The sequence below is a fragment of the Micromonospora sp. NPDC047134 genome (assembly GCF_040643455.1).
Lineage (GTDB): Bacteria > Actinomycetota > Actinomycetes > Mycobacteriales > Micromonosporaceae > Micromonospora.
This window is the reverse complement of record NZ_JBEYUI010000018.1, coordinates 34,520-46,785: the sequence shown is the minus strand read 5'-3', so window position 1 is coordinate 46,785 and position 12,266 is coordinate 34,520. Positions and strand designations below refer to the sequence as shown.

The following is a 12,266-nucleotide window of genomic DNA, read 5'->3' as shown; positions in this document are numbered from 1 at the left end:
GGGGATTGTCAGAACTCGAGCCCGGCTTCGCGGGCGGCGTCGGCAAGCGCGGCTACCCGCCCCGCGTACCGGTTGCCACCGCGGTCGAAGACGACCTTGGAGATGCCAGCGGCCTTGGCCCGCTCGGCGAGCAGGGTGCCGACCTTGCCGGCCAGGGCGCTCTTGTCGCCCTCCGTGCCGCGCACCGAGGCGTCCAGGGTCGAGGCCGACGCCAGGGTGTGCCCCTTGGTGTCGTCCACGATCTGGGCGACGATGTGCCGCAGCGAACGGGTGACGACCAGGCGCGGGCGCTCGGGCGTACCGCTGACGCTCTTGCGGACCCGGAAGTGCCGACGCGCACGCCCGACGGCACGCTTGGCGGCGACGCCGCGGCGGCGCTTGAGCAGCGTGGCGCTCACTTCTTACCTGCCTTTCCGGCCTTACGTCGGATGACCTCGCCCTGGTACTTGACACCCTTGCCCTTGTAGGGCTCCGGCGGGCGAATCTTCCGGATGTTGGCGGCGACCTCACCGACCTGCTGCTTGTCGATGCCGGCCACGTGGAACAGCGTCGGCTTCTCCACCGTGAAGGTGATGCCGTCCGGCGCGGGGACCGTGACCGGGTGCGAGAACCCGAGCGCGAACTCGAGGTCCTTGCCCTTGGCGGTGACCCGGTAACCGGTGCCGGAGATCTCCAGGCTCTTGCGGTAGCCCTCGGTGACTCCGACGATCATGTTGGCGACCAGGGTACGGCTCAGGCCGTGCAGTTCCTTGGCCTTGCGCTCGTCGTTCGGGCGGTTGACGCTCAGCTGCCCGTCCTCGGCCCGCTCGATGGAGATCGGCTCGGCCAGAGTGTGCGACAGCTCGCCCTTGGGGCCCTTGACCTTGACGGTCCGGCCGTCGATCGTCACGTCGACGCCGGCAGGTACCGGGATCGACTTACGTCCAATACGCGACATTTCTACCTGTCTCCCGTTACCAGACGAAGGCGAGGACTTCCCCGCCAACGCTCCGCTTGCGGGCCTGCCGGTCGGTGAGCAGCCCCTGGGACGTCGAAATGATCGCCACGCCCAGCCCGCCGAGCACCCGCGGGAGCCCGTCCGACTTGGCGTAAACCCGTAGACCGGGCTTGGAGACACGCTTGATACCGGCCAGGCTCCGCTCCCGGTTCTGGCCGTACTTCAGCTCGACGACCAGTCGCTTGCCGACGGCACCCTCTTCGGGCTCCTCGACCGACCAGGTGGCGATGTAACCCTCGGTCTTGAGGACCTCGGCGATGTTCGCCTTGATCTTCGAGTAGGGCATCGTCACCCGGTCGTGGTACGCCTGGTTGGCGTTACGCAGACGCGTGAGCATGTCTGCGATCGGGTCGGTCATCGTCATGTAACTCGTCAACCTTTCTCGCCGGGGTTCCCGCGGCTCGCGCAGGCCTACGGCGAAGAGACAGTCCAGCTAACGCGCGGGGCGCGCGCCGGGCTATTACCAGGAAGCCTTGGACACGCCGGGCAGCTCACCGCGGTGGGCCATCTCCCGGATGCACACCCGGCAGAGCCCGAACTTGCGGTAGACCGCCTTGGGACGCCCGCACCGCTGGCAGCGGGTGTACGCGCGAACCGAGAACTTCGGCTTCGCGGCCGCCTTGAGGATCAGCGCCTTCTTGGCCATCTCAGTTCTCCTTGAACGGGAAGCCCAGGAGCTTGAGCAGCGCCCGGCCCTCGTCGTCGGTCGTGGCGGTCGTGACCACCGTGATGTCCATGCCCCGCTGGCGATCGATCTTGTCCTGATCGATCTCGTGGAACACCGACTGCTCGGTCAGACCGAACGTGTAGTTGCCGTGCCCGTCGAGCTTGCGCCCGTCGAGGCCGCGGAAGTCACGGATACGCGGCAGCGCGATGGACAGCAGCCGGTCCAGGAACTCCCACATCCGGTCGCCGCGCAGGGTCACCTTCGCGCCGATCGGCATTCCCTCCCGCAGCTTGAACTGCGCGATGGACTTCTTCGCCCGCCGGACCTGCGGCTTCTGGCCGGTGATGGTGGCCAGATCGCGGACCGCGCCGTCGATGAGCTTGGCGTCGCGAGCAGCCTCGCCGACACCCATGTTGACGACGATCTTCACCAACCGCGGCACCTGCATCGGGTTGGCGTAGTCGTTCTGCTCGCGCAGCTTCGCCACGATCTCGTTGCGGTACCGCTCCTTGAGGCGCGGCATGGACTTGGTTTCGGTAGCCGTGGTCATCACAGGTCCTTACCGGTGCTACGCGCGATGCGGACCTTCTGGCCGTTTTCGTCGATGCGGTAACCGACACGGGTCGGCTTGCCGTCGGAGTCCAGGACCATCACGTTCGAGACGTGGATCGGGGCCTCCTGGGTGACGATGCCACCGGTCTTGGCGCCACGCTGAGTAGTGCTGATGCGAGTGTGCTTCTTGACCCGGTTCACGCCCTCGACCAGGACCTTGTCCTGCCGCGGGTAGGCCGCGATGACCTTGCCCTTGGCACCCTTGTCCTTGCCGGCGATGACGACGACCGTGTCGCCCTTCTTGACCTTCACGGTCACAACACCTCCGGCGCGAGAGAGATGATCTTCATGAACCGCTTGTCCCGCAGCTCACGACCGACCGGGCCGAAGATGCGGGTACCCCGCGGGTCCCCGCCGTCCTTGATGATGACGGCGGCGTTCTCGTCGAAGCGGATGTACGAACCGTCCGGCCGGCGCCTCTCCTTGGCGGTGCGGACGATGACCGCCTTGACGACGTCGCCCTTCTTCACACCAGCACCGGGGATCGCGTCCTTGACGGTGGCGACGATGACGTCGCCGATGCTCGCGTAGCGCCGACCGGAGCCACCGAGAACTCGGATGCACAGGATCTCCCGGGCACCCGTGTTGTCGGCGACGCGCAGTCGCGACTCCTGCTGAATCACGTCTATCTCCTATGTCTGCCGGTTCTCCGGCCGCCGGAGCGGCCGGAGCCTGGCGGAACCTGCGCCCGACCGATCCGGCCGAGCTCGAGCCTTCGCTACTTGGCCTTCTCGAGGATCTCCACGAGCCGCCACCGCTTGGTCGCGGACAGCGGACGGGTCTCCATGATCAGGACCCGGTCGCCGATGCCGGCGGAGTTCTGCTCGTCGTGGACCTTGAGCTTGCTGGTCCGGCGCATGATCTTGCCGTACAGCGCGTGCTTGACCCGGTCCTCGACCTCGACCACGACGGTCTTGTCCATCTTGTCGCTGACCACCAGGCCCTCACGGACCTTACGGCGTCCTCGCACGAGCTCCGCGCCCGCGGTCGTCGTGTTCTCGCTCATGAAGCCACCTCAGTCGGCGCGACCGAGAGCCCCAGCTCGCGCTCACGCATGATCGTGTAGATCCGGGCGATCTCCCGACGGATGACCTGCAGCCGCCGGTTGTTGTCCAGCTGCCCGGTTGCGGCCTGCACGCGGAGGTTGAACAGCTCCGCCTTGGCCTCACGCAGCTTCGTGACCAGCTCCTCCTCGGAGAGCTCACGCAGCTCGGAGGCCTTAACGCCCGCTGCCATCAGGATTCACCCACTTCGCGCGTCACAATCCGGCACTTCATCGGGAGCTTGTGGATCGCGCGACGCATCGCCTCTCGCGCGATCTGCTCGTTCGGGAAGGACATCTCGAAGAGAACCCGCCCCGGCTTGACATTGGCGACCCACCACTCCGGCGAGCCCTTACCGGAACCCATCCGCGTTTCGGCCGGCTTCTTGGTGAGGGCCTGGTCCGGGAAAATGGTGATCCAGACCTTGCCGCCACGCTTGATGTGGCGGGTCATCGCGATACGCGCCGACTCGATCTGCCGGTTGGTCACGTACGCCGGCTCGAGAGCCTGGATCCCGAACTCGCCGAACACCACCCGGTTGCCGCCCTTGGACGCGCCACTGCGGTCCGGGTGGTGCGGCTTGCGGAAGCCCTTCGGGGGCTTGCGCGGCATCAGCATCTGTCAGCCCTCCTGCTGCGTTTCTGCCGCGGCGGCGACGGCGGACGTGTCCACCGGCTCGCCACTCGGCGTCTCGGCCTGCTGCGCGACGGTCGTCGCGGCAGCCCGGCCGGCCTCGGTACCACCGGAGGTCGTACCGGACGAACCGGAGCGACCACGACGCGGCCGCTCGGGGCGGTCACCACGATCCCGGCGCGGGCGCGACGGCGCCTCGGCCGGAGTCTCCCGACCCGGCACCGCGTCACCCTTGTAGATCCAGACCTTCACGCCGATGCGGCCGAAGGTGGTACGGGCCTCGAAGAAGCCGTACTCGATATTGGCCCGCAGCGTGTGCAGCGGAACCCGACCCTCGCGGTAGAACTCCGTGCGGCTCATCTCGGCGCCGCCGAGGCGACCCGAGACCTGCACCCGGATGCCCTTGCACATCGGGTTCTTCATCGCCGACTGCATCGCCTTGCGCATCGCCCGACGGAAGCTGACCCGGCTGGAGAGCTGCTCGGCCACGCCCTGGGCGACCAGCTGCGCGTCCGACTCGGGGTTCTTCACCTCGATGATGTTCAGCTGCACCTGCTTGCCGGTGAGCTTCTCCAGCTCGCCACGGATCCGGTCGGCCTCCGCACCCTTACGGCCGATGACGATGCCCGGCCGGGCGGTGTGGATGTCGACCCGGACCCGGTCGCGGGTGCGCTCGATGTCGACCTTGGAGATGCCGGCCCGCTCCAGACCCTTGGACATCATCCGGCGGATCTTGACATCCTCGCCGATGTAGTCCTTGTAGAGCTTGTCCGCGAACCAGCGGGACTTCCAGTCGGTCGAGATGCCGAGGCGGAACCCGTGCGGGTGAACCTTCTGACCCATTACTCGGCGCCCTCCGTGTTGCTCTGCGTCTCGGCCGGTGCGCTCTGCGCCGCCGGTGCCGCCTTCTTCGCCGACTTCTTCGGCGCGGCCGGCGCCACCGCCTCGACCGCCACCGTGATGTGGCAGGTGCGCTTACGGATCCGGTACGCCCGGCCCTGCGCCCGCGGCTGGAACCGCTTCATGGTCGGGCCCTCGTCCACGAACGCCTCGCTGACGAGCAACGCGTCGGGGTCCAGCCGCTCGTTGTTCTCCGCGTTGGCGATCGCACTCGCGAGCACCTTGTACACCTGCTCGCTCGCAGCCTGCGGCGCGAACTGCAGCACCGTGAGAGCCTCCTTCGCGGGCAGGCCGCGGACGAGGTTGACCACCCGGCGCGCCTTCATCGGCGAGATGCGCACGTATCGCGCAACCGCCCGCGCGCCCGGAAGCACCGGAGCGTCGCCCTTTCCTGGCATCGCTGTAACCCCTTGATCCTCTATCCGTATGCCCGCGGCGTCAGCGCCGGCGGCTCTTCCGGTCGTCCTTTTCGTGACCCTTGAACGTACGGGTCAACGCGAACTCGCCGAGCTTGTGCCCGACCATGGCCTCGGTCACGAACACCGGGACGTGCTTACGTCCGTCGTGCACCGCGATCGTGTGCCCGAGCATCTCCGGGATGATCGTCGAGCGCCGCGACCAGGTCTTGATGACGTTCTTCGAGCCCTTTTCGTTCTGCGTCTCCACCTTCTTGAGCAGGTGGTCGTCGATGAACGGGCCCTTCTTCAGGCTGCGAGGCATGTCTTATCTCCCTCAGCCGCGCTTACGCGTGGCGTAGCGGCGGCGGACGATCAGCCGGTCACTCGGCTGGCCCTTACGACGGGTGCGGCCCTCGGGCTTACCCTGCGGGTTGACCGGGTGGCGACCACCGGAGGTCTTGCCCTCGCCACCACCGTGCGGGTGGTCGACCGGGTTCATGGCCACACCACGGACGGTCGGGCGCTTGCCCTTCCACCGCATCCGGCCGGCCTTACCCCAGTTGATGTTCGACTGGTCGGCGTTGCCGATCTCGCCGATGCTGGCCCGGCAGCGCACGTCCACCCGCCGGATCTCACCCGAGGGCATACGCAGGGTGGCGTACACGCCCTCCCGGCCGAGCAGCTGGATGCCGACGCCGGCCGAGCGGGCCAGCTTGGCCCCGCCACCCGGGCGCAGCTCCACGTTGTGGATGGTGGTACCGACCGGGATGTTGCGCAGCGGCAGGTTGTTGCCCGGCTTGATGTCGGCGCCCGGACCGGACTCGACCCGGTCGCCCTGCTTCAGGTCCTTCGGCGCGATGATGTACCGCTTCTCGCCGTCGGCGTAGTGCAGCAGCGCGATGCGCGCGGTGCGGTTCGGGTCGTACTCGATGTGCGCGACCTTGGCCGGCACGCCGTCCTTGTCGACCCGCTTGAAGTCGATGATCCGATACTGCCGCTTGTGGCCGCCACCCTGGTGCCGGGCGGTGATCCGCCCGTGGGCGTTACGCCCACCCTTCTTGGGCAGCGGTGCCAGCAGCGACTTCTCCGGCGTCGACCGGGTGATCTCGGCGAAGTCGGCGACGCTGGAGCCACGCCGGCCCGGCGTCGTCGGCTTGTACTTACGGATAGCCATTGTCTACACCCCTCAGCTGACCGGGCCGCCGAAGGCCTCGATACGGTCGCCCTCAGCCAGCTTCACCATCGCGCGCTTGGTGTTCTTGCGCTTACCGAACCCGGTACGGGTCCGCTTGCGCTTGCCCTCGCGGTTGAGCGTGTTGACCGTCAGGACACGGACGTTGAAGATCTGCTCGATAGCGATCTTGATCGCGGTCTTGTTCGCGTCCGGGTGCACCAGGAAGGTGTACCAGTTGCGGTTCAGCTCGCTGTAGCTCTTCTCCGAGACGACCGGCGCCACGATGATGTCGCGCGGGTCGGCGATCGTGCTCACTTGCCACCCTCCTCGGTGGTCTCGGCGGGAACGCCCAGGAACTCGTCCAGGGCCTCCTTGGTGAAGACCACATCGTCGGCCACCAGCACGTCGTACGTGTTCAGCTGGCCGGCTTCGATCAGGTGCACCCGCGGCTCGTTGCGCAGCGACACCCAGTTCAGCTCGTCGACACTGCTCAGCACGACCAGCACCCGGCGGGCCTCGGTCAGCTTGGCGAGCGTGGCCAGAGCGGCCTTGGTCGACGGCTTCTCGCCCGAGACGAACGCCTCGACGACGTGCACCTGCCCGGCGCGGGCCCGGTCCGACAGGGCGCCACGCAGGGCGGCGGCCTTCATCTTCTTCGGGGTGCGCTGGCTGTAGTCGCGCGGCACCGGGCCGTGGACCACGCCACCGCCGGCGAACTGCGGCGCGCGGATCGAGCCCTGCCGGGCCCGACCGGTGCCCTTCTGCTTGTAAGGCTTCTTGCCGCCACCGGAGACTTCGCCCCGGGTCTTGGTCTTGTGGGTGCCCTGCCGGGCCGCGGCCAGCTGCGCCACCACGACCTGGTGCATCAGGGGCACGTTGGCCTGCACGTCGAAGATGTCACCGGGCAGCTCGACCGAGCCGGTCTTGGTGCCTTCGGAGTTCAAGACGTCAACCGTGCTCACTTGGCCACACCGCCCTTCTTCACCTTCGCCTTGGCCGCGGTGCGGACCAGGACCAGCGCGCCCTTCGGGCCGGGAATGGCACCGCGGACGAGCAGGAGGTTGTTCTCAGTGTCGACCGCCTGGACGGTCAGGTTCTGCACGGTGTAGCGCACGCCACCCATGCGACCCGCCATCCGGGTGCCCTTGAAGACCCGGCCCGGGGTGGCGCAGGCGCCGATGGAGCCCGGCGAGCGGTGCTTGCGCTCGACACCGTGGCTGGCCCGCAGACCGTGGAAGCCGTGCCGCTTCATCGCGCCGGCGAAGCCCTTGCCCTTGGTCTTGCCGGTGACGTCGATGGAGACGCCGGCCGGGAACTCCTCGACCGTGATCTCCTGACCGAGCGAGTAGTCCGCGGCGTCGGAGGTGCGCAGCTCGACGATGTGCCGGCGCGGCGCCACGTCAGCCTTGGCGTAGTGCCCACGCAGCGGCTTCTTGGCCTTGCGCGGGTCGATCGTGCCGTACGCCAGCTGGACCGCGGAGTAACCGTCCTTGTCGGCGTCACGAACCTGGGTGATGACGCAGGGGCCGGCCTGAACCACGGTCACCGGAACAACCTTGTTGTTGTCCCAGACCTGGGTCATGCCGAGCTTCGCGCCCAGGATCCCCTTAACTTGCCTGTCCATGTGTCCGGTCCCTACAGCTTGATCTCGATGTCGACGCCAGCCGGCAGGTCGAGGCGCATGAGCGAGTCGACCGTCTTCGGGGTCGGGTCGATGATGTCGATCAGCCGCTTGTGCGTACGCATCTCGAAGTGCTCGCGCGAGTCCTTGTACTTGTGCGGCGAGCGGATGACGCAGAAACGGTTGATCTCCGTGGGCAGCGGCACCGGGCCCGCGACCTGCGCCCCGGTGCGCGTCACCGTCTCGACGATCTTCCGAGCCGAGGAGTCGACGACCTCGTGGTCATAGGCCTTGAGCCGGATGCGGATCTTCTGTCCCGCCATGGTGGCTTCTGTTCCTTCTCTCGATGCCGCTGTGTTGCGGGTGTCCTGTACCGGCTGGTACAGACCCTATTCGCCCACCCCCGCGGTCGGGCGTGTCGCGCCCTCTGGCCTAGCTCCGCCCCGAGCTTCCGGGGCGATCTGAGACCGTGGTGGGTCCAGGCGCCGATCGCACTACCGCGACCTGAACGCCGCGCGAGGGTGGTTGACGGACGGGCCGCCAACCACCCCACGCCCGACTGCTCTGCCTACCCGGAGGTTCGACGTGAGTCGAACACGGGCAGCGAACTGTCGTTACGCAACCTGACTAGTATGCCGCACGACCGGCGGCGGGTCTAATCGGGGTTACCTAGCTCACTTGATGATCTTGGTGACGCGACCAGCGCCGACCGTACGGCCACCCTCCCGGATCGCGAACTTGAGGTTTTCCTCCATCGCGATGGGCTGGATCAGCTTCACGGTCATCGTGGTGTTGTCGCCCGGCATGACCATCTCGGTGCCCTCGGGAAGGGTGACGACACCGGTGACGTCCGTGGTCCGGAAGTAGAACTGCGGACGGTAGTTCTGGAAGAACGGGGTGTGCCGGCCGCCCTCCTCCTTGGAGAGGATGTAGACCGTCGCCTCGAACTCGGTGTGCGGGGTCGTGGTGCCCGGCTTGACGACCACCATGCCGCGCTCGACGTCCTCGCGCTTGATGCCACGCAGCAGCAGACCGACGTTCTCGCCCGCGCGGGCCTCGTCGAGCAGCTTGCGGAACATCTCGATGCCGGTGCAGACCGTCTTCTGCGACTTCTCGCGGATACCGACGATCTCCACCTCCTCGTTCGGCTTGAGGATGCCGCGCTCCGCGCGACCGGTGACGACGGTGCCACGACCGGTGATCGTGAAGACGTCCTCGATCGGCATCAGGAACGGCTTCTCGGTCTCGCGCTCCGGCTGCGGGATCGCGGTGTCGACAGCGCTCATCAGCTCCAGCAGGCGCCCGGTCCACTCCGGGTCGCCCTCCAGGGCCTTGAGCGCCGAGACCCGCACGACCGGCAGGTCGTCGCCCGGGTACTCCTGCGACGAGAGCAGCTCACGAACCTCGAGCTCGACGAGCTCCAGCAGCTCCTCGTCGTCGACCATGTCGCTCTTGTTGAGCGCCACGACGATGTACGGCACGCCGACCTGGCGGGCCAGCAGCACGTGCTCGCGGGTCTGCGGCATCGGGCCGTCGGTCGCGGCGACCACCAGGATCGCGCCGTCCATCTGGGCGGCACCGGTGATCATGTTCTTGATGTAGTCGGCGTGACCGGGGCAGTCGACGTGCGCGTAGTGCCGCGCCTCGGTCTGGTACTCGACGTGCGCGATCGAGATCGTGATGCCGCGGGCCTTCTCCTCCGGCGCCTTGTCGATCTCGTCGAACGGCGTGTACGGGTTCAGGTCCGGGTACTGGTCGTGCAGGACCTTGGTGATGGCCGCCGTCAGCGTCGTCTTACCGTGGTCGATGTGACCAATGGTGCCGATGTTGACGTGCGGCTTAGTCCGCTCGAACTTCGCCTTCGCCACTGGTGTCCTCCTGTGGACTTCTTGGTTCGTTCGCCCCGGTACGCCACGAGTGGCGCTTAGGACTCTGTCGACAGCCTTTCCGGCCAGACGGCCGGGAAGCTTTTGTGGGCTCTGCGGCGATGAAGCCTACAGGCCCGGAATTCACCCAATCCGACCGAGGTGGTCGCGGTCGGGGAAACCTCCCGCGACCACCGTCGGATCAGCTCAGGCGGACGTCACTCACCCGTCGCCTTGGCGATGATCTCCTTGGCCACCGAGGCCGGAACCTCGGCGTAGGAGTCGAACTGCATGCTGTAGCTAGCCCGGCCCTGGGTCTTCGACCGCAGGTCGCCGACGTAGCCGAACATCTCCGACAGCGGCACCAGAGCCCGGACGACGCGGGCGCCGCTGCGCTCCTCCATCGCCTGGATGATGCCACGGCGGGAGTTGAGGTCGCCGATGACGTCACCCATGTTCTCCTCAGGAGTGGTGACCTCAACAGCCATCATCGGCTCGAGCAGCGCGGGATCGGCCTTGCGGGCCGCGTCCTTCATCACCATCGAACCGGCGATCTTGAACGCCATTTCCGACGAGTCGACCTCGTGGTACTGCCCGTCCAGCAGCGTCAGCTTGACGCCCACCAGCGGGAAGCCGGCCAGGATGCCGTACTGCATGGCGTCCTGCGCACCCGCGTCCACCGAGGGAATGAACTCCCGGGGGATACGGCCACCGGTGACCGCGTTGGCGAACTCGTAGGTCGGGGCGTCGTTGCCCAGCGGCAGCGGCTCCAGGCTGACGATCACCCGGGCGTACTGGCCGGAACCACCGGTCTGCTTCTTGTGGGTGTACTCGACCTTCTCCACCTTGCGGCGGATGGTCTCGCGGTACGCCACCTGCGGCTTACCGATGTTCGCCTCGACGTTGAACTCGCGGCGCATCCGGTCGACCAAGATGTCCAGATGCAGCTCGCCCATGCCGGAGATGACCGTCTGACCGGTCTGGTCGTCCAGCTTGACGCGGAAGGTCGGGTCCTCCTCGGCCAGCCGCTGGATGGCGGTGCTGAGCTTCTCCTGGTCGGCCTTGGTCTTCGGCTCGATGGCCACCTCAATGACCGGCTCCGGGAAGGTCATCGACTCCAGGATCACCGGGTTCGCCGGGTCGCACAGGGTGTCACCGGTGGTGGTCTGCTTCAGACCCTGCACCGCGATGATGTCGCCGGCCTTCGCGGTGCTGCGCTCTTCCCGCTTGTTGGCGTGCATCTGGTAGATCTTGCCGATCCGCTCCTTGCGGTCCTTGGTGGAGTTGACCACCTGGGAGCCGGACTCAAGGGTGCCGGAGTAGATCCGCACGTAGGTGAGCTTGCCGAGGTGCTTGTCCGTCTGGATCTTGAAGGCCAGGCCGGAGAAGGGCTCGGAGACCGAGGGCTTGCGCTGCAACGGGGTCTCGCCGTCGGTGGCCGTACCCTCGATCGCCGGGATGTCCAGCGGCGAGGGCAGGTACGCGACGACCGCGTCCAGCATCGGCTGGATGCCCTTGTTCTTGAAGGCGGTACCGGTGAAGACCGGGTTGGCCTTGCCGGCGATGGTGGCCCGACGGATGGCGGCCTTGACCTCCTCGACGGAGATCTCCTCGCCCTCCAGGTACTTCTCCATCACCGCGTCGTCGACGTCGGCCAGGGTCTCCATCAGCTTCTCGCGCCACTCGGCGGCGGAGTCAGCCAGGTCGGCCGGGATCTCCTCGACCGCGTAGTCCTCACCCTTCTGGGTCTCGCCACGCCAGGTGAGGGCGCGCATCTCGACCAGGTCGACCACGCCGATGAAGTCGCTCTCGGCGCCGATCGGGATCTGAAGCACCAGCGGGGTGGCGTTCAGCCGGTCGATCATCATCTGCACGCAGCGGAAGAAGTCCGCGCCGGTGCGGTCGAGCTTGTTGACGAAACACATCCGGGGGACGTTGTACTTGTCCGCCTGACGCCAGACGTTCTCCGTCTGCGGCTCCACGCCGGCCACACCGTCGTAGACCGCGACCGCACCATCCAGCACCCGAAGCGACCGCTCCACCTCGACCGTGAAGTCGACGTGGCCGGGCGTGTCGATGATCTGGATCGTGTGGCCCTTCCACTCGCACTTCGTGGCGGCGGAAGTGATGGTGATACCGCGCTCCTGCTCCTGCTCCATCCAGTCCATGACGGCGCCGCCCTCATGAACCTCACCGATCTTGTACGTGATACCGGTGTAGAACAGGATCCGCTCGGTGGTAGTGGTCTTACCGGCATCGATGTGCGCCATGATGCCGATGTTGCGTACGTTGGCGAGCGCGTCTGCGGCGGCCACTTCAATCCCTACTTATCGTCGTCCCGACACAACTGGTGGCG

Annotated in this window: 20 protein-coding genes; all 20 read right to left on the bottom strand. The window is 67.0% G+C overall.

What is annotated here, in order from left to right; translation table 11 throughout:
- Positions 1 to 8: 8 nt before the first annotated feature.
- The 20 genes from rplR to fusA all read right to left on the bottom strand — a co-directional run bounded on the left by rplR (position 9) and on the right by fusA (position 12,225).
- Positions 9 to 398: a 50S ribosomal protein L18 gene (gene rplR, locus ABZ795_RS20990; protein WP_327024035.1), complete on the bottom strand. Its 390-nt coding sequence runs from the start codon at positions 396 to 398 to the stop codon at positions 9 to 11.
- Complete coding sequence (rplF, locus tag ABZ795_RS20985; protein WP_327024034.1) at positions 395 to 937, bottom strand: 50S ribosomal protein L6; 543 nt, start codon at positions 935 to 937, stop codon at positions 395 to 397. Before rplF ends, rplR begins: the two co-directional genes overlap by 4 nt.
- Positions 938 to 953: 16 nt before the next feature.
- Entirely contained in the window at positions 954 to 1,361 is a 408-nt protein-coding gene (gene rpsH / locus ABZ795_RS20980; protein ID WP_007073022.1) for a 30S ribosomal protein S8, read from the bottom strand.
- 96 nt (positions 1,362 to 1,457) lie between these two features.
- Positions 1,458 to 1,643 (bottom strand): type Z 30S ribosomal protein S14, encoded by a 186-nt coding sequence (locus ABZ795_RS20975; protein WP_007073023.1) that lies wholly within the window; start codon positions 1,641 to 1,643, stop codon positions 1,458 to 1,460.
- 1 nt (position 1,644) lies between these two features.
- Positions 1,645 to 2,214, bottom strand: coding sequence for a 50S ribosomal protein L5 (rplE, locus tag ABZ795_RS20970; RefSeq protein WP_327024033.1), 570 nt, complete (start codon positions 2,212 to 2,214; stop codon positions 1,645 to 1,647).
- Positions 2,214 to 2,534 (bottom strand): 50S ribosomal protein L24, encoded by a 321-nt coding sequence (gene rplX / locus ABZ795_RS20965; RefSeq protein WP_207228005.1) that lies wholly within the window; start codon positions 2,532 to 2,534, stop codon positions 2,214 to 2,216. The genes rplE and rplX overlap by 1 nt, the downstream gene beginning before the upstream one ends.
- On the bottom strand, positions 2,531 to 2,899 hold the full coding sequence (gene rplN, locus ABZ795_RS20960) for a 50S ribosomal protein L14 (protein ID WP_023358185.1): 369 nt from the start codon (positions 2,897 to 2,899) through the stop codon (positions 2,531 to 2,533). Before rplN ends, rplX begins: the two co-directional genes overlap by 4 nt.
- A 95-nt stretch (positions 2,900 to 2,994) precedes the next feature.
- Positions 2,995 to 3,282: a 30S ribosomal protein S17 gene (gene rpsQ / locus ABZ795_RS20955; RefSeq protein ID WP_013735945.1), complete on the bottom strand. Its 288-nt coding sequence runs from the start codon at positions 3,280 to 3,282 to the stop codon at positions 2,995 to 2,997.
- A complete protein-coding gene (gene rpmC / locus ABZ795_RS20950; RefSeq protein ID WP_327024032.1) occupies positions 3,279 to 3,512 on the bottom strand; it encodes a 50S ribosomal protein L29 in 234 nt (77 codons plus the stop codon). The genes rpsQ and rpmC overlap by 4 nt, the downstream gene beginning before the upstream one ends.
- On the bottom strand, positions 3,512 to 3,937 hold the full coding sequence (gene rplP, locus ABZ795_RS20945) for a 50S ribosomal protein L16 (protein WP_007465292.1): 426 nt from the start codon (positions 3,935 to 3,937) through the stop codon (positions 3,512 to 3,514). Before rplP ends, rpmC begins: the two co-directional genes overlap by 1 nt.
- 3 nt (positions 3,938 to 3,940) lie before the next feature.
- Positions 3,941 to 4,795 carry a 30S ribosomal protein S3 gene (rpsC, locus tag ABZ795_RS20940; RefSeq protein WP_102658911.1) on the bottom strand — a complete coding sequence of 285 codons (855 nt, stop codon included), beginning with the start codon at positions 4,793 to 4,795 and terminating at the stop codon, positions 3,941 to 3,943.
- Positions 4,795 to 5,250 (bottom strand): 50S ribosomal protein L22, encoded by a 456-nt coding sequence (rplV, locus tag ABZ795_RS20935; protein ID WP_043721958.1) that lies wholly within the window; start codon positions 5,248 to 5,250, stop codon positions 4,795 to 4,797. Before rplV ends, rpsC begins: the two co-directional genes overlap by 1 nt.
- Before the next feature lie 40 nt (positions 5,251 to 5,290).
- Entirely contained in the window at positions 5,291 to 5,572 is a 282-nt protein-coding gene (gene rpsS / locus ABZ795_RS20930; protein WP_013735950.1) for a 30S ribosomal protein S19, read from the bottom strand.
- Positions 5,573 to 5,584: 12 nt separating this feature from the next.
- Entirely contained in the window at positions 5,585 to 6,424 is an 840-nt protein-coding gene (gene rplB, locus ABZ795_RS20925) for a 50S ribosomal protein L2 (protein WP_013735951.1), read from the bottom strand.
- Positions 6,425 to 6,436: 12 nt separating this feature from the next.
- Positions 6,437 to 6,739, bottom strand: a complete 303-nt coding sequence (gene rplW / locus ABZ795_RS20920) for a 50S ribosomal protein L23 (RefSeq protein WP_013735952.1) — start codon at positions 6,737 to 6,739, stop codon at positions 6,437 to 6,439.
- A complete protein-coding gene (rplD, locus tag ABZ795_RS20915) occupies positions 6,736 to 7,386 on the bottom strand; it encodes a 50S ribosomal protein L4 (protein ID WP_327024031.1) in 651 nt (216 codons plus the stop codon). The genes rplW and rplD overlap by 4 nt, the downstream gene beginning before the upstream one ends.
- The gene (gene rplC / locus ABZ795_RS20910) at positions 7,383 to 8,048 is read right to left on the bottom strand and encodes a 50S ribosomal protein L3 (protein WP_327024030.1); all 666 of its coding nucleotides are present in this window, start codon (positions 8,046 to 8,048) and stop codon (positions 7,383 to 7,385) included. The genes rplD and rplC overlap by 4 nt, the downstream gene beginning before the upstream one ends.
- 11 nt (positions 8,049 to 8,059) lie before the next feature.
- Complete coding sequence (rpsJ, locus tag ABZ795_RS20905) at positions 8,060 to 8,368, bottom strand: 30S ribosomal protein S10 (RefSeq protein ID WP_007073037.1); 309 nt, start codon at positions 8,366 to 8,368, stop codon at positions 8,060 to 8,062.
- A gap of 351 nt (positions 8,369 to 8,719) precedes the next feature.
- A complete protein-coding gene (gene tuf / locus ABZ795_RS20900; RefSeq protein ID WP_357531557.1) occupies positions 8,720 to 9,913 on the bottom strand; it encodes an elongation factor Tu in 1,194 nt (397 codons plus the stop codon).
- Positions 9,914 to 10,128: 215 nt separating this feature from the next.
- Positions 10,129 to 12,225 carry an elongation factor G gene (gene fusA, locus ABZ795_RS20895; protein ID WP_327024029.1) on the bottom strand — a complete coding sequence of 699 codons (2,097 nt, stop codon included), beginning with the start codon at positions 12,223 to 12,225 and terminating at the stop codon, positions 10,129 to 10,131.
- Positions 12,226 to 12,266: the final 41 nt, after the last annotated feature.

Coding starts and splice junctions, on each gene's coding strand:
- rplE (WP_327024033.1), bottom strand. CDS start 2,214: ATGACCACGGCTACCGAAACCAAGTCCATGCCGCGCCTCAAGGAGCGG.
- rplP (WP_007465292.1), bottom strand. CDS start 3,937: ATGCTGATGCCGCGCAAGCCCCCGAAGGGCTTCCGCAAGCCGCACCAC.
- ABZ795_RS20975 (WP_007073023.1), bottom strand. CDS start 1,643: ATGGCCAAGAAGGCGCTGATCCTCAAGGCGGCCGCGAAGCCGAAGTTC.
- rpsC (WP_102658911.1), bottom strand. CDS start 4,795: ATGGGTCAGAAGGTTCACCCGCACGGGTTCCGCCTCGGCATCTCGACC.
- rplV (WP_043721958.1), bottom strand. CDS start 5,250: ATGCCAGGAAAGGGCGACGCTCCGGTGCTTCCGGGCGCGCGGGCGGTT.
- rpsH (WP_007073022.1), bottom strand. CDS start 1,361: ATGACGATGACCGACCCGATCGCAGACATGCTCACGCGTCTGCGTAAC.
- rpmC (WP_327024032.1), bottom strand. CDS start 3,512: ATGGCAGCGGGCGTTAAGGCCTCCGAGCTGCGTGAGCTCTCCGAGGAG.
- rplF (WP_327024034.1), bottom strand. CDS start 937: ATGTCGCGTATTGGACGTAAGTCGATCCCGGTACCTGCCGGCGTCGAC.
- rplC (WP_327024030.1), bottom strand. CDS start 8,048: ATGGACAGGCAAGTTAAGGGGATCCTGGGCGCGAAGCTCGGCATGACC.
- rpsS (WP_013735950.1), bottom strand. CDS start 5,572: ATGCCTCGCAGCCTGAAGAAGGGCCCGTTCATCGACGACCACCTGCTC.
- rpsJ (WP_007073037.1), bottom strand. CDS start 8,368: ATGGCGGGACAGAAGATCCGCATCCGGCTCAAGGCCTATGACCACGAG.
- rpsQ (WP_013735945.1), bottom strand. CDS start 3,282: ATGAGCGAGAACACGACGACCGCGGGCGCGGAGCTCGTGCGAGGACGC.
- rplB (WP_013735951.1), bottom strand. CDS start 6,424: ATGGCTATCCGTAAGTACAAGCCGACGACGCCGGGCCGGCGTGGCTCC.